Annotated in this window: 18 protein-coding genes and 1 pseudogene; 6 read left to right on the forward strand and 13 right to left on the reverse strand. The window is 69.2% G+C overall.

From position 1 onward, the window contains the following. Positions 1-45 precede the first annotated feature (45 nt). Positions 46-1,107 carry an NAD(P)/FAD-dependent oxidoreductase gene (locus tag HHX30_RS35960; RefSeq protein WP_169988065.1) on the reverse strand — a complete coding sequence of 354 codons (1,062 nt, stop codon included), beginning with the start codon at positions 1,105-1,107 and terminating at the stop codon, positions 46-48. A gap of 107 nt (positions 1,108-1,214) precedes the next feature. Between HHX30_RS35960 and HHX30_RS35965 the strand changes: the two genes are divergently transcribed. Continuing rightward, positions 1,215-2,573: an NAD(P)-binding domain-containing protein gene (locus HHX30_RS35965; RefSeq protein WP_169988067.1), complete on the forward strand. Its 1,359-nt coding sequence runs from the start codon at positions 1,215-1,217 to the stop codon at positions 2,571-2,573. Between the two features lie 399 nt (positions 2,574-2,972). Here the strand turns inward: HHX30_RS35965 and HHX30_RS35970 are convergent, their stop codons facing one another. From HHX30_RS35970 to HHX30_RS35985, 4 genes are all read right to left on the reverse strand, one after another. Then, positions 2,973-4,187, reverse strand: a complete 1,215-nt coding sequence (locus tag HHX30_RS35970) for a GNAT family N-acetyltransferase (protein ID WP_211593184.1) — start codon at positions 4,185-4,187, stop codon at positions 2,973-2,975. 61 nt (positions 4,188-4,248) lie between these two features. Further along, positions 4,249-5,349 (reverse strand): GTP-binding protein, encoded by a 1,101-nt coding sequence (locus HHX30_RS35975; RefSeq protein ID WP_283246963.1) that lies wholly within the window; start codon positions 5,347-5,349, stop codon positions 4,249-4,251. 397 nt (positions 5,350-5,746) lie between these two features. After that, on the reverse strand, positions 5,747-6,829 hold the full coding sequence (locus tag HHX30_RS35980; RefSeq protein WP_211593188.1) for a questin oxidase family protein: 1,083 nt from the start codon (positions 6,827-6,829) through the stop codon (positions 5,747-5,749). Positions 6,830-6,839: 10 nt separating this feature from the next. Further along, on the reverse strand, positions 6,840-7,421 hold the full coding sequence (locus HHX30_RS35985) for a dihydrofolate reductase family protein (protein WP_169988071.1): 582 nt from the start codon (positions 7,419-7,421) through the stop codon (positions 6,840-6,842). Between the two features lie 101 nt (positions 7,422-7,522). On the opposite strand from HHX30_RS35985, the gene HHX30_RS35990 reads away from it, so the two are divergent. From HHX30_RS35990 to HHX30_RS41000, 3 genes and pseudogenes are all read left to right on the forward strand, one after another. Beyond that, positions 7,523-8,548, forward strand: coding sequence for a DUF5937 family protein (locus HHX30_RS35990; RefSeq protein ID WP_211593190.1), 1,026 nt, complete (start codon positions 7,523-7,525; stop codon positions 8,546-8,548). Positions 8,549-8,725: 177 nt separating this feature from the next. Continuing rightward, complete coding sequence (locus tag HHX30_RS40990) at positions 8,726-9,511, forward strand: Tn3 family transposase (RefSeq protein ID WP_211593192.1); 786 nt, start codon at positions 8,726-8,728, stop codon at positions 9,509-9,511. Further along, positions 9,496-9,938: pseudogene (locus HHX30_RS41000) on the forward strand (Tn3 family transposase). The gene HHX30_RS40990 and the pseudogene HHX30_RS41000 overlap by 16 nt, the downstream one beginning before the upstream one ends. A 212-nt stretch (positions 9,939-10,150) precedes the next feature. Here HHX30_RS41000 and HHX30_RS36000 read toward each other — a convergent pair. From HHX30_RS36000 to HHX30_RS36035, 8 genes are all read right to left on the reverse strand, one after another. Next, positions 10,151-11,386: an iron-containing alcohol dehydrogenase gene (locus HHX30_RS36000; protein WP_169988076.1), complete on the reverse strand. Its 1,236-nt coding sequence runs from the start codon at positions 11,384-11,386 to the stop codon at positions 10,151-10,153. Position 11,387: 1 nt separating this feature from the next. Next, positions 11,388-11,873 (reverse strand): Ldh family oxidoreductase, encoded by a 486-nt coding sequence (locus tag HHX30_RS36005; protein ID WP_169988078.1) that lies wholly within the window; start codon positions 11,871-11,873, stop codon positions 11,388-11,390. After that, on the reverse strand, positions 11,870-13,330 hold the full coding sequence (locus HHX30_RS36010; RefSeq protein WP_169988080.1) for an NAD-dependent succinate-semialdehyde dehydrogenase: 1,461 nt from the start codon (positions 13,328-13,330) through the stop codon (positions 11,870-11,872). The genes HHX30_RS36005 and HHX30_RS36010 overlap by 4 nt, the downstream gene beginning before the upstream one ends. A gap of 291 nt (positions 13,331-13,621) precedes the next feature. Further along, on the reverse strand, positions 13,622-14,698 hold the full coding sequence (locus HHX30_RS36015; protein ID WP_169988082.1) for an ABC transporter ATP-binding protein: 1,077 nt from the start codon (positions 14,696-14,698) through the stop codon (positions 13,622-13,624). Then, positions 14,698-15,765, reverse strand: coding sequence for an ABC transporter ATP-binding protein (locus tag HHX30_RS36020; protein WP_169988084.1), 1,068 nt, complete (start codon positions 15,763-15,765; stop codon positions 14,698-14,700). The genes HHX30_RS36015 and HHX30_RS36020 overlap by 1 nt, the downstream gene beginning before the upstream one ends. Further along, positions 15,765-16,676 carry a carbohydrate ABC transporter permease gene (locus HHX30_RS36025; protein ID WP_169988086.1) on the reverse strand — a complete coding sequence of 304 codons (912 nt, stop codon included), beginning with the start codon at positions 16,674-16,676 and terminating at the stop codon, positions 15,765-15,767. Before HHX30_RS36025 ends, HHX30_RS36020 begins: the two co-directional genes overlap by 1 nt. Further along, entirely contained in the window at positions 16,676-17,626 is a 951-nt protein-coding gene (locus tag HHX30_RS36030) for a carbohydrate ABC transporter permease (protein WP_169988088.1), read from the reverse strand. The genes HHX30_RS36025 and HHX30_RS36030 overlap by 1 nt, the downstream gene beginning before the upstream one ends. Continuing rightward, positions 17,623-19,047: an extracellular solute-binding protein gene (locus tag HHX30_RS36035; RefSeq protein WP_169988090.1), complete on the reverse strand. Its 1,425-nt coding sequence runs from the start codon at positions 19,045-19,047 to the stop codon at positions 17,623-17,625. Before HHX30_RS36035 ends, HHX30_RS36030 begins: the two co-directional genes overlap by 4 nt. Before the next feature lie 390 nt (positions 19,048-19,437). Here HHX30_RS36035 and HHX30_RS36040 point away from each other — a divergent pair, with 390 nt between their 5' ends. Both HHX30_RS36040 and HHX30_RS36045 read left to right on the forward strand, forming a co-directional pair. Beyond that, positions 19,438-20,172 carry a GntR family transcriptional regulator gene (locus HHX30_RS36040; RefSeq protein ID WP_169988092.1) on the forward strand — a complete coding sequence of 245 codons (735 nt, stop codon included), beginning with the start codon at positions 19,438-19,440 and terminating at the stop codon, positions 20,170-20,172. A gap of 95 nt (positions 20,173-20,267) precedes the next feature. Continuing rightward, positions 20,268-20,652, forward strand: a 385-nt coding sequence (locus HHX30_RS36045; protein ID WP_169988094.1) for a DJ-1/PfpI family protein, incomplete at its 3' end; no start/stop codon positions are given.

A 20,652-nucleotide genomic window follows, 5' to 3' on the forward strand; every position in this document is an offset into this window, starting at 1 on the left:
TGAGGGCCAGCCCAGTCCGCTCGTCCGGTGGCGGCTGCAGGCCGGTCAGCGGCGCAGGCGGGCTGCCAGCCGCCGGGCGGAGCGGGCGGCGTCCCGACCCACCCCGCGCAGCGAGTCGGACGACAGGCTGCGCTGCCATTCGAGCCCGACATACGCGAGCAGGGGGTGGGTGAGCGAGGCGCCGTCGCGGTGCAGCGGACGCCCGGCCGCGTCCAGGGCGCCGAGCCCTGCCAGGTAGGGCAGGTCGGGGCGGTAGCCGGTGGCCAGCACGATCGCGTCCACCTGTTCGGTCGTGCCGTCCGCCCAGGTCACCTTGCTGTCGCCGACCTCGGTGAACAGGGCACGCCTATCCGGGGCACCGGCGTTCAGGGCTGAGCGGTAGCGGCCGTCATCGAGGGCCGGCACAGTCGGAGGTGTGCGCAGCAGGCGGCCCAGCGGCGCGGTGTCCAGCCCGGTGACGGTGAGCCAGAAGTGCAAGTCCCGGCCGAGCAGGTGCTGGCGGGCGAAGCGGACCGGGGCGCGGGTGGCCAGCGTCACCGTCGCCACGGTTGCGAGTTCGGCGGCGATCTGCACCGCGGAGTTCCCCGCCCCGACCACGATGACCCGCCGGCCGGCGAACGGCTCGGGGGCGCGGTAGTCGGCCGCGTGCAGCATCGTCCCGGTGAAGTCCCGCAGACCGGGCAGCGGGGGCCGATAGGGGTTGCCGAAGGTTCCGCTTGCCGCAACCACGGCCCGCGCGGCGAAGCGACTGCCGTCGTCCAGGGTGATGCCGAACCCTTCGTCCTCCGCGCTGCCCTCCGCGCTGCCCTCCGCGACGCGAGCGCGGGTGCGGATCTCGGCGTCCAGGCGGGCGGCGTAGGCGGTGAGGTAGTCGACCACCTCGTCCCGGCGGGGGTAGCGGTCCGGGTCCCCTCCGAACGGCATGCCCGGCAAGCAGCTGTAGCGGGCCGGGGAGAACAAGGTGAGGCTGTCGTAGTAGTGCGGCCACGACCCGGCGGGCCGGTCCGCGGCCTCCAGCAATACCGGCGTCAACCCCTCCCGTCGCAACGCGTACGCCGTGGCCAGCCCCGACTGGCCACTCCCGATCACCACAACCTCGGCGTCCATGACGAACCCCGTCCCTAATTTGATGAGTGTCTATGTTGACGGTTATCGAAACAGATGCCATGCTGGCCGCGCAACTTATAAACGAATGTTGAATCAGAGGAGACGCCGTGACCACGCCCGCCGCCGAACTGCCCGTCGTCGTGATCGGAGCCGGTCCCATCGGACTTGCCGCTGCCGCCCACTCGATCGACCGCGGACTCGACCCGCTGGTGCTGGAGGCCGGCCCCGCGGCCGGATCTGCCGTCCGAGAGTGGTCACATGTGCGGTTGTTCTCCACCTGGGGTGAGGTCGTCGACCCCGCCGCCGAAAAGCTGCTCGCCCCGACCGGCTGGGTCCGCCCGGACGCGGCGACGTACCCGACCGGCGGATACTGGGCCGAGCAGTACCTTCAGCCGCTCGCCGACGCCCTCGGCGACAGGGTCCGCTACACCACCACCGTCACGGGTGTGGCCAAGGCCGGACGAGACCGGGTGGTCGACTCCGGCCGCGACGAGCAGCCCTTCACCGTGCACGTACGCGCCGCCGACGGCCGCGAAGAGCGCATCGGTGCCTGTGCGGTCATCGACGCCTCCGGCACGTGGACCACCCCCAACCCGCTCGGCGGCGACGGTCTGCCCGCGCTCGGTGAGAAGAGCGCGGCCGATCGCATCTCCTACCGCGTCCCCGACCTGCGGGACCCGGCCGTACATGCCCGGTACGCGGGGCGGCGCACCGCGGTGGTCGGCTCCGGGGCCTCGGCCTTCACCGCGCTGGCGGCCCTTGCCGACCTGGCCACCCAGGAGCCGGGCACGCACACGGTCTGGGTCCTGCGGCGGGGCATCGGCGCCGACACCTTCGGCGGCGGCGAGGCGGACCAGCTTCCCGCCCGCGGCGCCCTCGGTCTGGCGGCCAAGGCCGCCGTTGAGGCCGGCCACGCCAGCGCGGTCACCGGCTTCCGCACCGCCGCGATCGAGCGTGACGGCGACCGCCTGGTGCTCATCGCCGACGACGGCCGGGCCACCGAGCCGATCGATGAGGTCATCGTGCTGACCGGCTTCCGCCCCGACCTGTCGTTCCTGTCCGAGGTCCGCCTCGGCCTGGACGAGCGCCTTCAGGCCCCGCTCGCGCTGGCGCCGCTGATCGACCCCAACCTGCACTCCTGCGGCACCGTCTACCCGCACGGTGTCAACGAGCTGTCCCACCCCGAGCAGGGCGTCTACCTGGTCGGCATGAAGTCCTACGGCCGCGCCCCGACGTTCCTGGCCATGACCGGCTATGAGCAGACCCGGTCCATCGCCGCCGCCCTGGCCGGCGACCGCGAGGCCGCCGAACGCGTCGAACTGGTCCTGCCCGAGACCGGGGTGTGCGGCGGCTCCGGGCTGTTCGACCAGCCCGAGAACGCGGCTTCCTCGTCCGGTGGCTGCTGTGCCGCCCCGGCCACCCTGCAGATCGGCATCGGCGCTCCCGCCTCCACCGGCGGCTGCTGACCGCGGTGACCGACCTCCACACCAGCGCGGCCGCGACCGGAGATGACGACCGGCCGCGGAGGCGGCTCTGGCCCCCTTCGCCGGGGCCACTCTCGCCCCGCCCCTGGGCGGCTACCCGCACCTGTTCGCCCTGCTAGCGGCCGTGTCCGCCCTCGCCGGCTTCCTCGCCCTGGGCACCGGCCCCAACCGCATCAGGAAGTGATCACGGAACAGCGTCCTCTCCGGACGGTCGTATGGACGATCCACCCGAAAATTGTCGTACCCGTTCGACATCAAGACAGCGAGGTGTGGCGCTCAGCCTCTGACTCTGAAATCGAGGCGGTAACTGCCACGCTTCATCAGCAGTGGGCCTGAATGCGTTGGTCGCGCTGTAGGGCCGTACCCCGGATCCCGGTGACGTCAGATGGCGGGGCTGCGGCGTTCGATCATGAAGACGTCGCGCCAGACGCCGTGATGGCGGCCGATGCGTTCGCGGGTGCCGAGGACGCGGAAGCCGGCCGCCTGGTGCAGGGCCAGGCTGGCCGTGTTCTCGGGGAACACGCCGGATTGGATGGTCCAGATGCCGGCGTCCTCGCTGGCGGTGACGAAGGCGTTCAGAAGGGCACGACCCAGGCCCCGGGAACCGTAATCGGGATGGACGTAGATGCTGTGTTCGACGACGCCCGCGTAGACGGGACGGGCGGAGACGCGGGAGGCGGCCACCCAGGCGACCACCTGGCCCGTACGGGTGTCGGCGACGACGTACCGCAGATGGCCGAGGCGGGCGGAACTGAACGTCTCCCAGGTCGGGGCGGTGGTCTCGAAGCTCGCGTGGCCGGTGTCGAGGCCGAGTTGGTAGACCTCCAGGACCTGGGCGGCGTCCGCGTCCCGCATGGGACGGATCTCGAAGCCGGGAGCGACGGGAGGCTTGCCGGCCTTGACGATGGCGGAGTGGACGCCATCACCGTGGTCGGTGGTCGGTGTGATGGTGATGCCGGTGAAGCCGGCGTTCATGAGCAGGGTGCGATACTCGCCGACGGTCAGGGAACCGGCCGTGCAGCCGATGCGGGTCTCCGTGCGGCGGCGCAGGTCCTGGTCGGGGATGCCGTCCTCGGTGACGACGTCGCTGACGCCGAAGCGGCCGCCGGGGCGCAGGACGCGGAACGCCTCGGCCAGAGTGGCGGCCTTGTCGTCGGACAGGTTGATGACGCAGTTGGAGATGACCACGTCGACCGTACGGCCGGGCAGGGGGACGTGCTCGATGGTGCCGTGCAGGAACTCGGTGTTGGTCACACCGGCCTGTGCGGCGTTGTCGCGGGCGAGGCTCAGCATGTCGGGGCTGGCGTCGAGGCCGTAGACCTTGCCGGTGGGGCCGACGCGGCGGGCGGACAGCAGGACGTCGATCCCGCCGCCGGAGCCGAGGTCGAGCACGACGTCGCCCTCGTGGAGGTCGGCCACGGCGACGGGGTCGCCGCAGCCCAGGCTGGCGCGCAGGGCACCGTCGGGCAGGGCGGCGGTGTCGTCGTAGCCGGCGGCGCCGACGCAGCCCTCACCGAAGGACGCGTGGGCGGGCTGGCCGGTCATCGCGTTCCTGGCGAACCTGGAGTAACGGTCGACGATCTCCTCGTGAGCCACGGCGGCCTCCTTCACGCGCGGACGGGTGCGGCGGCGAGCCCAGGCCGCCCCCGGCTTCACCTCATCCTGCCGCCGCGGGGATCCGGTAGGTGGGACGCGGGTAGCCGGGTTTGAACGACGGGACGCCGGCGCTCTGCACGGCCGATGTGCCGGTGGCGGCGGACACCGCCTTCACCGCCTCGACCACCGCGGCGTCGAGCTCGGCGGGCTCGCACGCGACGCGGGCGTTGAGCCGTGCCTCCGCACCGGTGAACGTCCTCCCCACCGCGGCGTCCACGGTCGGCTCGGCACCGCCGGCGGTCACGCTCACCTTGCTCAGGTCACCTGCGGACTCGAGGCTGATCTTCACGTGGCCGATCATCCAGCCGTTGCGCGCGGCGGTCGCGGACAGGTGCTCCAGCAGCGCACGGGCCCAGGTGTCCGGGTCGAAGCCCTCCGCCGCCGTCACGTCCAGGCTGAGGTTCAGCCACGCCAGCGCGGCCTCGGCGTTGGCGTAGCGGTCGTAGTCGATGTCGAGACCGCGCCCGACGGGCTCCGAGCCCAGCCAAAAAGACACCAGTTGTTCCAGCCCCTCGCCGGTTTTCGCCGAGTAGCCGAGCACGGTGGCCGTGGGGTACCGCTCGCGCAGATCCGCGATGACGGCGGCGGCCTCCGCCGCGTCGAGCAGGTCGATCTTGTTGAGCGCGATCACGTCGGCTTCCTGTAACTGCTTGCCGAACAGGTAGGACATGTCCGACTCCGTGTCGTCCAGCGGCAACGACGTACGGAGCGCGTCAAGCCTTTCCGGTTCGACGACAACCAGGAGGGGGGCGGGCGCGAAACGTTCACCGTAGTGAGCACTGAGCGGCCGGATGACGGTGGCCTGCAGATCGGTGCAACTGCCCACCGCCTCGGCGAGCAGTGTGTCCACCTGGTGGCCGTCGACCAGGCGCTGCGCGACGGTCAGCAGGTCTTCGAACCGGCAGCAGAAACATCCGCCCGTGACCTCGCCGGCCTCCGCGATCGCCGACTTGGCGAGCTGGGTGTCCACCAGTTCGGTGCCCTGGTCGTTGGTGATGACCGCGACCCTGCGGCCCTGCGACTGGAGATGTTTCGCGACCGCGACGAGAGTGGTGGTCTTGCCCGCCCCGAGAAAACCACTCAAGGTCATGAAGGTGATCAACCGGCGTTCGCCTCACTTCTGATAACGGTGCTCCGTACAGATATCGCCGCATGGCACGGCACGAGTGAGTATTCGCGTCACAGGGTGTCGAGGTGGTGTCAGTGATCCGCCATCCGCAGTCAGCTAACAGCCTCTGTTCCCCACGCCCTGCTGCATACGCCCTACAGGTCACGGAAGCCCCGGCCTATGAGCACCACGGAGAAGGGCTACGCAGAGCCCAGGCCTTTACATAGTAGATTCGCCGCCGCTGGATTCCGCCAAAACGGACAGTTCCCTGGATGACGAGGAAGCTCATTTGAACACGGCGGCCATGCGCACCGTCGTTGACCGCGAATTCACACCTCGAGGTCGCGCACGTCCGCGCCAAGGTCGTCGTAGGGATCTGACCTTTCTCCCGTCAGGGACGGTCGATCAGCTCGCCGACGTGCAGGGTCGCGGCGAGCAGCTCGGGGTCGCCGGTGCGGTCGTATGACTCGACGGCGGTGTCGGCGAACTTCAGGACGTGCTCGTCGCCGTGCTCAGCCGCCCGTTGGAGCGCGTCCTCGCGGGTCAGCTCGGGATAGCCCCGGACGATCTCCGCGCACGGGGCCGGCCGGGCCGGGGCGTACGTCGCGATGACCGCCGCCACGGCCGCCCAGGCCGCCGTCAGACTTGGCAGCCACTGCTCGGCCGGCAGGACCGGGAGCACGTGCCGCACGGCGTTGGGCGCGGTAGCGGCGTGGACCAGCAGGACCGGCGAGCCGTGGCCGAGCCTGAGGTAGGCCCTGGCGGCGCTGTCGACGAGCGACTCCAGCCGCGCGGGGACCTCCTCGGCGGACGCGGCGGGTATCAGCGCGCGCAGGCTCGCAGTCCAGCCCGGGCTGCGCTCGAGCCGGTCGAGCCGGTGGGCGATGAAGCCGCTTTGGTCGTTGAGCCGGGTGACGGCTGTCAGGGCCTGTTGCGGTGTGAGGGCGCCCTCCGGCGCGACCACCCCGGCGAGCTCGCGGTAGCGCGCCGCCCAGAACGCCAGCCCGTGGGCCAGCTCGTCGAGGGTCTGGCGTGCTGGGGCGCAAGCGGTGCCGCGCAGTGTACGCACCGCGTGGCTGACCCGGATCACGCCGTGGGTCGAGCCGGCCACGATGCCCGGCAGCAGCCGGGGCCACCACACGGCGAGCACTTCCTGCCACGGGCGCTCGGTCAGCTCGTGCCGGAAGTACGCGGCCCAGTCGGGCAGCCGTCGCGCCTGGCCCAGCGCCGCGCCCCACTCGCCGGGCTGGATGGCCGCGCTCGTGCCGGGCAGCTCCGCCAGGCGGCGTACGTAGCGGTCGAGCCAGCCCTCGACGTCGATGTCGAGCCCCCGCCGGACCATGACCTCCACGGCCATCGGACCGTGGTTGGTCAGCCCGTGGTTGCCCTCCTCGTCACCGCCGAACTCCGGCCCGTACGCGTGCAGTCGTTCGTACGCTGCGGGCAGGACCTCCATCATCGATTCGCGGGTCATGACGGCCACCTCAGCGGACGACGTCATAGACGAGCTTGGTGATGCCGTTGGCGTACGTCTCGGACTCGACCACCTTCAGCATCTGCTTGTCCTTGTCGGTGTCGCTGAACATCCGCTTGCCCGCTCCGAGCAGCACGGGAAAGACCAGCAGGTGGTAGCGGTCGATCAGACCGGCGTCGGAGAGGTTGCGGGCGAGGGTGGCGCTGCCGTGGATGAAGATGGAGCCGCCGTCGGTCTCCTTGACCTTCACGACGTCCTCGAGGGAGCGCAGGATCGTGATGTCACCCCAGTTGTCGACGAGGGCGTCCTGGCCGAGGGTGGTCGAGACGACGTACTTCGGCAGTTCCTTGAGAGCGGCGAACTCCTCCATGTCCGGCCACACCGGCGAGAACACCTCGTAGCTGGTCCGGCCGAACATCAGCGCGGTGGCCTCCTCGGTCTCCCGCCCCTTGAGCTCGTACGCCTCGGGCAGGAACTCGATGTCCTTGAAGGTCCAGCCGCCGCTGCGGTGGGCCTCGGAGCGGCTGCCGCCGCCGGGAGAGTCGACGACACCGTCCAGCGAGACGAAGGCGGTGTAGATCAGCGTGCGCATCTTCGATGTCCTATCCGTGGTCGGGGTGGATGTCCTCAGTCTGCGGTGACCTCACGCGCACGGCCACGATTAGGCTCAGATCTAATCGGAAGGGGCGCCGCGTGATCCACCTGCACTTCACGGCGACGGACTTGACCCGCGTGCGCTTCGCCGCCTCGCCCCTCATGGAGACCGTCGCCAGCCTGCGTACGCTGGCCGCCCGCAGGCAAGGACGGCACCTGCACCGTCCCTGGATCGACAGGTTCGCCGAGCGAGCGGGCCGGCTGCGCGAGCGCGACCTCGACCTACTGCGGGCGCTGGTGCGTCCGGAGGGCTACATCCCCGACTTCCTGGTGCCGCCGCCCGGTCGCCGGTCCTCGACCTTCGCGGATGCGCTGGCGCAGATCGCCGACGCCGATCCGGAGATCGTGGCGCAGGAGTTGGCGCACCTGGCGGCCCATCCGGTCGCCCAGCAGGGGCCCGGCCGCGAAGGACGGCGAGCCCTGCTCCAGGCGCTGGTGGACCGGCCGGATGCGGGCATCGGCCCCGTCACGGAGGCGCTCGAGGCGTACCACCGGGTCGCGATCGCCCCAGACTGGCCGCGGATCGATGCGTTACTCAACGACGACATCGCCTACCGGCTCGACGCCCTGGCCGACGGCGGCGTCGACCGGATGATGAGCGACCTGCATCCGTCGGTAACGTTCGCCGACGAGACGCTAAGGATCGTCAAGTACTACGAGGGCCACGCCGACTGCGGCGGGCGCGGCCTGTTCCTCGTGCCGTGCGCCTTCGCCTGGCCGGACGTCCTGCTGCGGACCGCGCAGCCAGAGGCCCCCAGCGTCTCCTACTCCCCGCGCGGCCTCGGCCGGCTCTGGGAGGAGCACCCCGAGCAGACCGGCTCGGCGCTTGCCGGCGTGCTCGGGCAGACCCGGGCCGCCCTGCTGGCCCAGCTCGACCTGCCGATGTCGACCAGCCAGGCCGCCACTCAGATGGCGCTCTCCGCGCCGACGCTCAGCGTGCACCTCCAGGCGCTGCGCGCCGCCGGGCTGCTCACCTCGCGTCGTGCGGGCCGGCAGGTGCTCTACTCGCGGACCGAACTCGGCGACCGACTGCTCAGCGAGGCACCCTGGCAGCCCAACGCCTGAGCTGCATGTGCGCGAGGGTGTCGCGCAGCATGCCCGGCGCCAGGCCGAGCCCCAGGCGGTCGATCAGGAGGAGATCGAGCGCGTTCCCGCCCCGTTGCACGACCGCACCCGGTCATACGGCACCGCCCCCCGGCGGCCACCGGCGGTAACGCCAGCGATTTTCGGCACTATTGGGAGTTGTGCACCTTGCTGGCCTTGCGGGATGGCCCGCGCAGCGGGGATGTGTTCGTGCCGGGCTCGCGCCGATATGGCGACCCGGCGGCTTACCTGCTGACGCCGCGGCAGTGGTCCTCGCAGCGGGCGGAGTTCTGCCGGCTGGTCGGCAAGCCCGTACAGGCCTCCGGTGCCCTAGCCGGGGCCGAGCGGGAGCTGGGTGAGGCGCTGGGGGAACTGGAGGAGGTCTTGGCCGCCGGGGACGGCCCGGTGCGCCTGGACGAGGAGGGCGACCTGGTGATCTCGCCGTTGACCGCGGAGGACGTGCCGGCGGAGGCGATCGCGCTGAAGGCCGAGCTGACCGAGATGCTGCCGCTCACCCCGATCTTCGGCGCCGACACCTTGTCCTCCAGCGATGGGCAACGCTTCCCCACCCGCGGCAAGTCGGTCACCGCCAGGGCGTTGAGCAGGTATTTCGCCCACGAGGGCCTGTCGACCTACACCCATGTGACCGATCAGCACACCACCTACTGCACGAAGATCATCGTCGCGACGAACCGCGAGGCCCACTACGTGCTGGACGAGATCTTGGGCAACGCGACCGACATCCCGATCACCGAGCATGCGACCGACACCCACGGGGTGACGCTGGTCAACGACTCGGCGGCTGAACACCGGTCTGATCACCGAGCACTACGACGACCTGCTCAGGCTGGCCGGGTCGCTGAAGTTCGGCCACGCCGACCGCATCCCTGCCGGTCGGCAAACTCTCCGCATCCAGCCGGCAGAACGCGCTGGCGGCGGCGCTGAAGGAGTACGGCGCGCTGCGCCGCACCATCTACGCCGCCCGCTACCTGGCCGACCCCGCCTACCGGCGCAAGATCTCCCGCCAGCTCAACAAGGGCGAGTCGCTGCACGCGCTCAAACGCGACTGCTGCACGCCCACGAGGGCACCATCCGCAGCCGCCATCTGGAACAGCAGAGTGAACAGGCGTGGTGTCTGACCCTGCTCACCAACGCCGTGGTCGCCTGGACGACCGAGTACTACGGCCTGGCGGTGGAGTCGATGCGCGAGGCTGGGCGGCTCATCGATGAGGAGGTCCTGGCGCACATCTCCCCGGCACACAGCGAGAACATCAACTTCTTCGGTTCCATCGAGGTCGATATCGAAGGCGAGCTGGCCCAGCTCGGACCCACGGGGTACCGGCCGTTGCGCGTGCGCGACACCCTGTTTTGACGCGCAGGGGGCCATGCGGGCAGACGGGCGACGAGGCCCGAAGCGCCGGCCACCTGTTAGGCGGGTAGTGAAATGATCTTGGGGTGGTGGCCGGCCTGGTGGGCGTGCAGGCGTGCGCCAGGCCTGGGAATGGGCGGCTCCCATTAAGGCGTAGCCGACAATTCCTACCTAAGGTGGGGCAGAGAACTCGTCGTCATGTGAAAGGCCCGTCACTATCTCTGCTCCGGAGTCAGGACGTGCCGGGTCCGGTCCCCGATCCAGGCCGCTTCGAGGATCGCGGTCAGGCTGGCGGTGTCGGCCGGGCCCGGATGGTTCTGGATCAAGCGGGTGACGCCACTGGCCATCTCCGCGAAGCGCGGGAGGTCGGCGCGTGCCACGCCGATGTCCGCCAAGCTGGCAGGGATGCCGATGTCGGCAAGGAGCCCGTGGAGCCAGGTGAGGAACGTATCTGCGGCCTCGGCATCCGAGGCATCGGTCACGTCGAGCCCGCACACCCGGGCGAGGATGGCCAACCGGTCGCTGATGGCATCCCTGGCCGCGTCCAGCGCGTAGGGCAGCAGCAGCCCGACGCCCAGGCCGTGCGGCGTGTGGGTGGCTGCGCCGATGGGGTACTGGAGGGCGTGCGGAGCCGCGGTGCCTGCGTGGGCAAATGCGAGCCCGGCCAGCATGGACCCATAGGACATGTCCGCGCGCGCGTCCTTGTCGCCTCCGTCCCTGACGGCACGGGGCAAGCTGCGGGCGATCCGCTCCGCGGCCAGGAGCGCGTAGTGATCGGTGATCGGGTTGCGGCCGAGGAAGACCTGCTCCACCGGGTCGCTCGGTCCGTGGGCCCGGGGTCGCGCGGTGTAGCTCTCCACCGCGTGACAAAACGCGTCGATGCCGGAGTGGGCAGTGACGGTCGCAGGGCAGGTGTAGGTGAGCTCGGGGTCGACGATGGCGAAGTCGGGCACGATGTGGACGCTGGAGACCCCCACCTTCAGCTCGCGGTCCGGGTCGGTCAACACCGAGACGGGCGTGAGCTCGGAGCCGGTGCCTGACGTCGTCGGGACCGCGACGAGAGGAATCGTCGGCCCCGGCACCTTCGACTCGCCGTAGAAGTCACGCGGCGTCCCACCGTGGCGCCGGATTACGCCGACGATTTTGGCGAGGTCGATCACCGTGCCACCCCCGATGGCGAGGAGTACGTCGGCGTCCACCTCTGCGGCGGCCGAGACGGCCAGGGCGACATCGGCGAGTGGCACGTCCGGAGTCGCGTCGGCGAACACCCCGACGACTGCGACCTTCTCCCGCACGGCGGCCACGATCTCGGCCACGCCCGGCTGCCCCAGAAGAAACCGGTCGGTCACGATGAGGACTCGCGAGCCACACTCGGCCACCACTCGTGGGATGTTCTGCGCGACCCCTTCGCCCACTATCAGCTGGCGTGGTCCGCGGACGGTCTCAAGCATGTCAGTGCCTCTCTGGAACGTCGGCGGTGATTTGCTGGGCGGACGTCCAGGTCACCCGCGAGACCGGGACGGCGTCGGCAAGGTTGGCTGCCGGGTGGCGCAGGCGCGCGCCGGGCTCCCGGACTCGGTCGCGCCCGGGCGCCCCCGGGTCCATCGCGATGAAGACGTACTTGGTGGGCGGGTCAGTCGGGTCGAGGGTCCCGCGGACATCGTCGCCAAGGCCGGTACGAGTCGAGGTCGCGACCAGCACCTCGATCATGAGCCTGAGGGCGTAGCCTTTGGGAGCGCCGAAAGGGCTGATCGCCCCGTCCACCGCCGCGGCCGCGTCTGTGGCGCGCACACCGGCGGAGTCGACGGCGTCCCCGGGTGCCGGCGGATTCGTGCCGACCATGGCCCGGGTCCCGCCCCACGGGTGGAGGCCGGTCAGGTCATGTGTGCGCAGGGCGCGGTGATCCTCGGCGGGCACCCCGAGCAGCAGGCCGGTCACGGTAGGTCGATCGCCGCGTAGGTGACGTCGAGGTACTCAAGGATGCCCTCGTGCGACCCCTCCTTGCCGATCCCGGACTGCTTCACGCCTCCGAACGGAGCTGACGGGTCCGAGATCAGACCACGGTTGATGCCGACCATCCCCGTCTCCAGCCCCTCGGTGAACCGGAGCGCCCGCTGGAGGTCACGGGTGAAGACGTATCCGACCAGGCCGTGCTCGGTGTCGTTGGCCTTCGCGATCACCTCGTCGTCGGACGTGAACGAGATGATCGGCGCCACCGGGCCGAAGATTTCCTCCTCCAGTATCCGCGCGTCTTCGGGCACATCGACGAGGACCGTAGGCGGATAGAAGTGGCCCGGCCCATCCGGACGCTCGCCGCCCACCAGGACACGGGCGCCGCGATGGACCGCGTCGGCGACGAGCTCCTCGATCTTGGTGACCGAGGCCTCGTCGATCAACGCCCCGACGTCCACGCCGTCGTCGAGACCATGGCCCACCGAGAGCGCGCCCATACGCTTGGCGAAGCGCGCCGTGAACTCCTCGCGCACCGACTCCTCGACGTAGATTCGGTTGGCCGCGATGCAGGACTCCCCGATGTTGCGCATCTTGGCCACCATGGCACCGTCGAGCGCGACGTCCAGGTCCGCGTCGGCACACACGATCAAGGCCGCGTTGCCGCCCAGTTCCATGGAGGTGCGCAGCACGTTGTCCGCCGCCTGTCGTAGCAGCACGCGCCCGACCTCGGTCGACCCGGTGAACGAAAGCTTGCGGGTCCGACGGTCGGCCAGCAGTGCTGAGACCACCTCGCCGGAACGCTTGGTCGTCACGACGTTGACGACACCCGCGGGAACGCCGACTTCCTCCATGATGCGGGCCAGGAACAGCATGGTGAGTGGCGTCTGGGCGGCCGGCTTGGTGATCGTCGTACAACCCGCCGCGAGCGCAGGAGCGATCTTGCGGGCACCCATGGCCAACGGAAAGTTCCAGGGCGTCACGAAGACGCACGGTCCGACCGGCTTCGGCACGGTGAGGATGCGATATCCACCATTGGGAGCGGTGTTGTAGCGCCCCTCGACGCGCACCGCCTCCTCGGCGAACCAACGGAAGAACTCGGCGCCGTAGGCCACCTCTGCCCGAGCCTCGGCGAGCGGCTTGCCCATCTCGAGCGTTATCAGCCGGGCGACCTCCTCGGATCGCTCGGTCAGTGCCCGGTACGTCGCGGTCAACAACTCTGACCGTTTTCGCGGCGGGGTCGCCGCCCACTCCGCCATCGCCTTGCTCGCCGCGTCCAGAGCGGCGAGCCCGTCGACGACGCCGGCGTCCGCCACCTCGGCGATGGTCTTGCCGGTGGCCGGGTCCTCGACGGCAAACGTGGCTCCGCTGGCGGCGTCGCGCCAGGCGTCGCCGATCCGGAGCCGCCGGTGCTCGGGGGCCAGGACGTTCATCGGGTCACTCATTGCGTCGCCTCCTGCGATGTTTCTTGGTGATGTCCAGCGTGACCTCGGCGATCGCGCCACGCGCGTTGACGAACGGCTCACACGACCTCGTCGGGGTCGAGGTTGCCGAGCGGGTCGAACGTGGCCTTGGCCCCGGCTGCAGGGCGACGCTCCGCGCCACCGGTCGCCTTCTCGGACCATGGCTGCTTCAGCGTCGTCAGGCCGTGCCCACCGGTGATGGTCGCCGAGGCTCGATTGCCACGTGCGGGCGCATGTCGACGTCGCCGCCCTGTGCGGTTACCTCCCGGGCGGTTACCTCCCGGCCTCGGACAGCGCCAGCCCGGTGCCCGCGTCGAACAGGTGCGCACGGTCCAGGTCGACCGTGACATGCAGCCGCTCGCCCGGCGTAGCGGTGAAGGTGGGTCGTGCCTTGACCTTGAGCATCTCCGTCCCCACTTGGACGTCGACCACCGTTCGGTCACCGAGCGGCTCAAGGCCGTAGAGCTCACCCGGCAACGACGCGTCCCCACGCCGCTCGACGGACAGGTCCTCCGCGCGCAGGCCCAGCAGCAGCGGACGACCGTCCTCAGCCGTGGTCCAGCGGGGCCGCGGCAGCGTCCAGCCCTCCGCCCCGACCAGGCGATCTCCCTCGGCGTGGCAGGCGAGCAGGCTGATCGACGGGCTCCCGACGAAGCCCGCGACCCACTGGTTGGCTGGACGCTCGTACACCTCGGCCGGCGTTCCGACCTGTTGCACCTTCCCCTCCTTGAGGACCGCGACCTGGTCGGCCATGGACAGGGCCTCGACCTGGTCGTTGGTCACGTAGACGAAGGTCCCCCCGAGGCTCCGGTGGATACGGGTGAGCTCGGTGCGCATCTCGACGCGGAGCTTGAGGTCGAGGTTCGTCAGCGGCTCGTCCATGAGAAACGCGCGCGGGCGACGGACCAGCGCCCGGGCCAGGGCGACACGCTGCATCTCACCGCCCGACATCTGCGCGGGACGACGCTGCAGCAGACGTTCGATGTGCAGCAGGCTCGACATCTGCTCGACGGCAGCGGCGATCTCGCTCGAAGAACAGCGGCGGGCCCGCAGCGGCGAAGCGATGTTCTCGTACGCCGTGCGTCGCGGGTAGAGGGCGTAGCTCTGGAAGACCATGGCCAGGTCGCGTGCGGCCGGGGTGTCACCGGTCGCGTCCCTCCCGTCCAGATGCACCGACCCGGCGTCAAGCTTCTCAAGGCCGGCGATCGCTCGCAGGGTCGTCGTCTTGCCTGCCCCGGAGGGCCCGAGCACGACGAAGAACGAGCCGTCCGGCACGTCCAGCGTCACCCCGTCCAGGGCCTGGACTTTGCCGAAGGACTTGCGCAGCCCGTGTACTGCCACGGTTCCCATCAGGCCACCAGCTCTTCCGTGTCCACGTCGTAGACCGGCGGGGGCCCGCCGGTGTGCCGCAGCCCGACCGGTGCGTCAGCAGCGAAACGGACAGTCGGTGCCATCCGAACTCGTACCTCGCGCTGGCCGCCGTGGTCGACCACGTAGATGATTTCGTCGCCCAGCCACTCCGCCGAGACCACGCGGGCCGGGACCGAACCTTCCGCCCCCGGTTCTGTGACTTCCAGCGCCTCCGGACGGACGCCTGCGACCAGGCGACGGTCGCGCGGCAGGGCTGGCGGTGGCGTGAGGACCAGTCCGCCCTGACCGCGCAGCTTCCCGTCGGCCACCTCCACCTCGATCAGGTTCATCGGCGGGGAGCCGATGAACGCGGCGCAGAAAAGACTCGCCGGACGGTCGTAGACCTCCAGCGGCGTGCCGATCTGCTCGACGCGGCCCTTGTTGAGGATGGCGATTCTGTGACCGAGCGACATCGCCTCGACCTGGTCGTGGGTGACGTAGACCATCGTCGTCCCCAGCTCCCCCTGCAGGTGCTTGATCTCCGTGCGCATGTCCGCCCTCAGCTCCGCGTCCAGATTGGTGAGCGGTTCGTCCATGAGGAATGCGCGCGGTCGTCGCACCAGGGCGCGGGCAAGCGCGACGCGCTGCTGCTCCCCGCCGGACAGCCGGTGCGGTCGCCGGTCCAGGAGCGGACCAAGCCGCATCAGCCGGGCGGCCTCGTCGACCCGCTCCTGCACCTCCGCCTTGGGCAGTCCCTCGGCCCGCAGTGGGAACGCCAGGTTGTCGCGGGTTCTCAGATGCGGGTAGAGAGCGTAGAACTGGAACACCATGGCGATGTCGCGCTCAGCGGGCGGCAGGTCGTTGACCAGCGTGTCGCCGATGCGGATGTCGCCCGACGTCTGCCTCTCCAGGCCGGCTATGGCCCGCAGCGTGGTCGTCTTGCCGCAACCCGAAGGGCCGAGCATCACGAACAGCTCACCGTCGCCGATGGACAGGTCCACCTGTTCGACTGCGACCGTCCCGTCCGGGTAGCGCTTGTGCAGGGTGGTCACCTCGATGCCCGCCATCAGCGTCGCACCGCCCCGAGCGTCACACCGGCGACGAGGTGCTTGCGCACCAGGTAGGCGAAGACGAGCACCGGTAGGGCGAACACTACGGAGGCGGCGGCCACGAGACCCCAGTCCGTAGTGGTTCCACCGATGAGGCCGGCGATGGCGGGTGGAGCCGTCCGTACGCTGTCGCTGGAGGTAAGGAAGATGGCGAACACGAACTCGTTCCACGAGAAGATGAGTGCGAAGACCGCCGTCGCGGCGATGCCGGGCAGGAGCAGGGGAAGGGTGAATTTCCAGAACGCCTGCAGGCGGGTGTAGCCGTCGAGCATGGCGGCATCCTCGTACTCTGCGGGCACCTCGTCGACGAACCCCTTCATCATCCAGATCGTGAACGGGACGTTGAACGCGGTGTAGATGAGGATCAGGCCGAGCTTGTTGTCGATGAGTCCGAGTTGGCGGTACATGAGGAAGATCGGGATCACGACCACCACGGGCGGCATGAAGCGGGTGGACAGGATGAAGAACAGTTGGTCCTTCTTGGCCTTCACGGAGAAGCGTGAGTAGGCCCAGGCCGCCGGGACCCCCAGCACGGTGGCCAGCGCCGTGGAGACCCCGGCGACCACGACGGAGTTGAGGAACGAGACGGACAAGGCCGAGCGACCGCCGCCGGAGCCGGCGAACACGTCCTTGAAATGGTCCAGAGTGACCTTGAAGTCGAAGAACTTGGCCGGGATGGCGTAGACGTCCCGGTTCTCCTTGATGGACGTCTCGATCATCCACAGCACCGGAAAGAGCATCACGACGGCCAGCACGGTCAGCAGCGCGACCTCCAGCACGGAGCGGCCCCGGCCGCCACGGCGCCGCGTGGAGGGCGTGTGATCCCGGCCAGGACCTGTGGACACGGCCTCGTCGACGGAGACGGCCATCAGTCCTCCTTGAGCTTGTTCAAGTAGCGCAGGTAGAGCTGCGTGAGGACGAGGACGACGAGGACCATGAGGATCCCGTACGCCGAGGCGGTTCCGGTGTTGAAGCCCAGGAACGCGACCTTGTAGACGTGGAACGACAACGTCTCGGTGGAGACCCCCGGACCTCCGCTGGTGAGGATGTAGACGAGGTCGAACAGGCGGAAGGCCTCGATGGCCCTGAACAACACGGCGATGAGGAGCAGCGGCCACACCAGCGGAAGAGTGATGGTGCGGAACCGGAACCACTCGGACGCCCGGTCGATCGAGGCGGCCTCGTACAGGTACTTGGGGACCGCGGTAAGGCCCGCGAGTGCGATGAGCATGATGAACGGCGTCCATTGCCAGGTGTCGACCACGATCAGGGAAAGCAATGCCGTTCCCTGCCGGGTGAGCCACTCCACCTTCCCCAGGCCGAGCGAGCCGAGCATGCTGTTGACCACACCGAACTGCGCGTCGAGCATGAATCGCCAGAACAGCCCGACCACGACCGGCGACAGCATCATCGGAACCAGGAACAGAGTGGTCAGCAGTCCTCGCCCGTGCGTGCGCCGTGAGATCAGGTAGGCGATGGTGAAGCCGAGCACGGTCTGCAAGACGACCGCGCCGACCACGTAGATCAACGTCGTAAAGGCCCTCAGGTGGACCTGCGCCGACGTCAGGATGGCGGTGTAGTTCTCGAACCAAACGAAATGGGCGGGCCCCCCGCGGGTGGCCGAGTAGTCGGTGAAAGACAGGTACAACGCCCACAGCAACGGGAACACCGACATCGCGAGCAACAGCAGCAACGCGGGGGAGATGAAGGCCCCGGCGAGCCAGCGGTCGCTCAGGCGGCGGGACCGGCCCGGTGCAGGCGGCGTCGCGGACGCCACCTGCCCGGGCTGGTCGATCGTCAGAGGGACGGGGTCACTCACAGTCCGCCGCCGCCCTTGCGGCCGCTGGAGTCGAGCACGGCCTGCTGCTCCTTGGCGATGTCGTTGAGCGCGTCCTTCGGACTCTTCGCGCCGTTGAGAGCCGCGTTCACGTTGGTGTTCTCGATGTCGATGAGGCGCGCGTACTCGGGGACGTTCCACATGTCCCGCATCCGCGAAACCGAGTCGGTGTACACCTTGTTGAACGGCCCGGCGTTGAGGAACTCGGGCGACTCCAGGGCGTCCGTACGCGATGGCACGCCACCAGCCGCGGCCCACTTCTTCTGGATGTCAGCCTGCTCGAACCACTTCATGAAGTTCAGGGCCTCCGCCTGGTTCGCCTCCGGGGAGTAGGCCGACACGTGCATCCCCATGCCGCCGAGAGGCACCAGGTTCGTCTTCTGGCTCGGCAGGGGGGCGAAGCCCAGCTTGTCGAGAATCTGCTCCCGCGTGGTGCCGAGCGTCGACTGCTTCGGGTCGAGCAGGCCGCCGCTCGCGGCGATCCAGTTGAACGCGATACATGCCTTGCCCTGGGCGACCGCCGCGTTCACCTCGTCGATGAACCAGTTGCCGGAGCCTGCGGCGGTCAGCGGCTTCATCTTGTTGACCAGGACGTCCATCGCCTCCTGGCCCGCGGCGTCGTTGACGACGCCGTCGATCTTGCGCGCCTTGGCGTCCCAGAGGTTGCCGCCGTAGACGCCGTTGACCGTGTTGTAGGTGACGGCCGCGGCGTCGGAGCCGTTGGCCTGGTGGAAAGCCAGCCCGCTGACGCCGGGGTTGTCCGCCTGGCACTTCTCGGCGACTGAGATCATCTCGTCCCAGGTCTGCGGCGGCGTGTCGCCGATCAGGTCCTTGCGGTAGATCATCGTCCAGGTGTCGCCGAGCAGCGGCAGTCCGTACAGGCTGGCGTTCTCGTCGCGCTTCCCGGTCTCCGCCTGGGGGTACTGGCCGTAGGCCGCCAGGAGGTACGGGTTGTAGGCGTTGACTTCGATGTTCTGCTTGACGAAGTCGGTGATGTCGAGGATGTTGCCGTTCGTCACGGCCTCGCCGATGTGCTGCGAGTCCAGGATCGGGATGTCGAAGTCGGTCTTGTGCGCTGCGAACTGGGTGAACATCGCGTCGTGCCAGTTCGCGTTCGGCACGGTGTTGACCTTGATGGTCACGTTCGGCCGGTCCTTGGTGTACTCCGCGTTCGCGAAGTCTTCCAGCGCGTGGGCGGGGGGCCAGTCGAACCAGATGAAGCTGAGGGTCAGCGGGTCCTTGGTGAGCTCCGGGATGGTCGCCGGCGCCTTGGGGGCGCTCGACGTCGCGCCGTCGTCCTGGCCGCAAGCCGCCATGGCCGCGGCCACCAACATGGCCGCCGTCGCCAGCCGCGCCTTTCGACCGGGAACGGGCAGTCGTCCTATTCGCTTCGGATACCGCATCTTCTTGCCTGCTTTCTGGGGGGGACCTCTGGAGCCCTGCTGCGTGCTTCGCCGAGCAGTTGCTGGGGGGTGTTCAGGCGTGTTGCCGGCTGTCGCAGGGCTGACCCGCAGACCGGCGTCACGGGTACGCCGCGACGTAATGGCGCTTCAAGCAGTCGAGAAGTCCTTCGGTCCTTATCGGCCCGGGGGCGAACCGAGTAGGACGTCGAGCATGCTCATAGGGAGCTCCAACTGATCGAAGCGGAGCGATGACGGGGGGTTTCGCGAGGGTGAAGGATGGCTGGCATCCGCCACCTTTCCTATACGATCCGAGTGGGGGCGTCAACATCCCGCAGCGTTGCGACCGAAGTCAACAGGTTTCCGAAAACGTAAGAAAGGTCTCACGTCACGATGGACGACGAAGTGATGATCGCGCGGCGCCGTGGGGCCATGACGGGCGGAACGCCGCCGCGAAGATCTCGCGGCCGGCTTGCCGACGAGGTGTACGACACGCTGCTCGGACAGCTGATGTCGCTACGGATCGAGCCTGGCTCCCGCGTCACGATCGACGTCCTGGCGCGAGAGCTGGGGGTCTCGCAGACGCCGATCCGAGACGCTCTGAACCGCATGGAGGCCGAGGGCCTGGTCGTGCGTGTGCCCCATGCCGGCTATCGCATTCCCCCTCAAATCACCCGTCAGCGATTCGAGGACATGCTTGAGCTCCGCCTGCTCCTCGAGCCGGCAGCGGCGCGCAGATCCGCCGAACGCGCATCCTCGAAGCAGGTGGCCGGTCTGCGGCGAATGCTGGAGGAGATGGCGGAGCTGGAGGGGGGCAACGGGCTCGTGGCCTATGGCGCCTTCGGGCTACGCGACGCCGCTTTTCACGATCTCGTCGCCCTGAGCGCGGAGAACCAGGTCATCCGCGAAGCGCTCGCTCGCCTGCACACGCACGTGCACCTGTTCCGGCTTCTCCACGACACCCAGGTCACTCACCTGGCCATGGCCGAGCACGAAGAGGTTCTGGCCGCGATCGCCGCGCGTGACCCCGACGCCGCCGCCTACGCCATGCGCCGGCACATCCTGCTGTCCGGCGAGCGGTTCCGCCGATTGTTCGACGAGGTCAAGGACGCGGACGGAATGGCGTAAAGGCTTGACGGGCGGGCCGGGCCGAGGAATGCTGACTCAACCGGATCGGATCGGATCGGATCCACCTCACCCGCCCCATATGCGAGGAGAAGCAGGTGCCCAGAGCACTGCTCCTTACCGGCGATGCCGCCGAGGAGCTCGACACCATGTATCCCTACTATCGCGTGCAGGAGGGGGGCTGGGACGTCGACGTCTCGTCACGGACGATGCGTGACGTTCAGCTGGTCATCCACGAGTTCGACCCCAACTCCGACGCCTACGTGGAGAAGAACGGCCGAAAGCTGCCGGTCGACGTGCCCTGGGCCGAGGTCGACGTCGAGCGCTATGACGCCCTCATCATCCCTGGGGGACGTGCCCCCGAGTGGATCCGGGTCGACGCCGACGTCAGGCGCATCACCGAGCACTTCTTCGCGCGCAACCTCCCGATCGCGCTGGTGTGCCACGGCGCGCAGGTGCCGGCCGTGTACGGGCTGCTGAAGG

Origin of the sequence: Microbispora sp. H10836, assembly GCF_012999525.1 — a bacterium.
Classification (GTDB): Bacteria; Actinomycetota; Actinomycetes; order Streptosporangiales; family Streptosporangiaceae; genus Microbispora.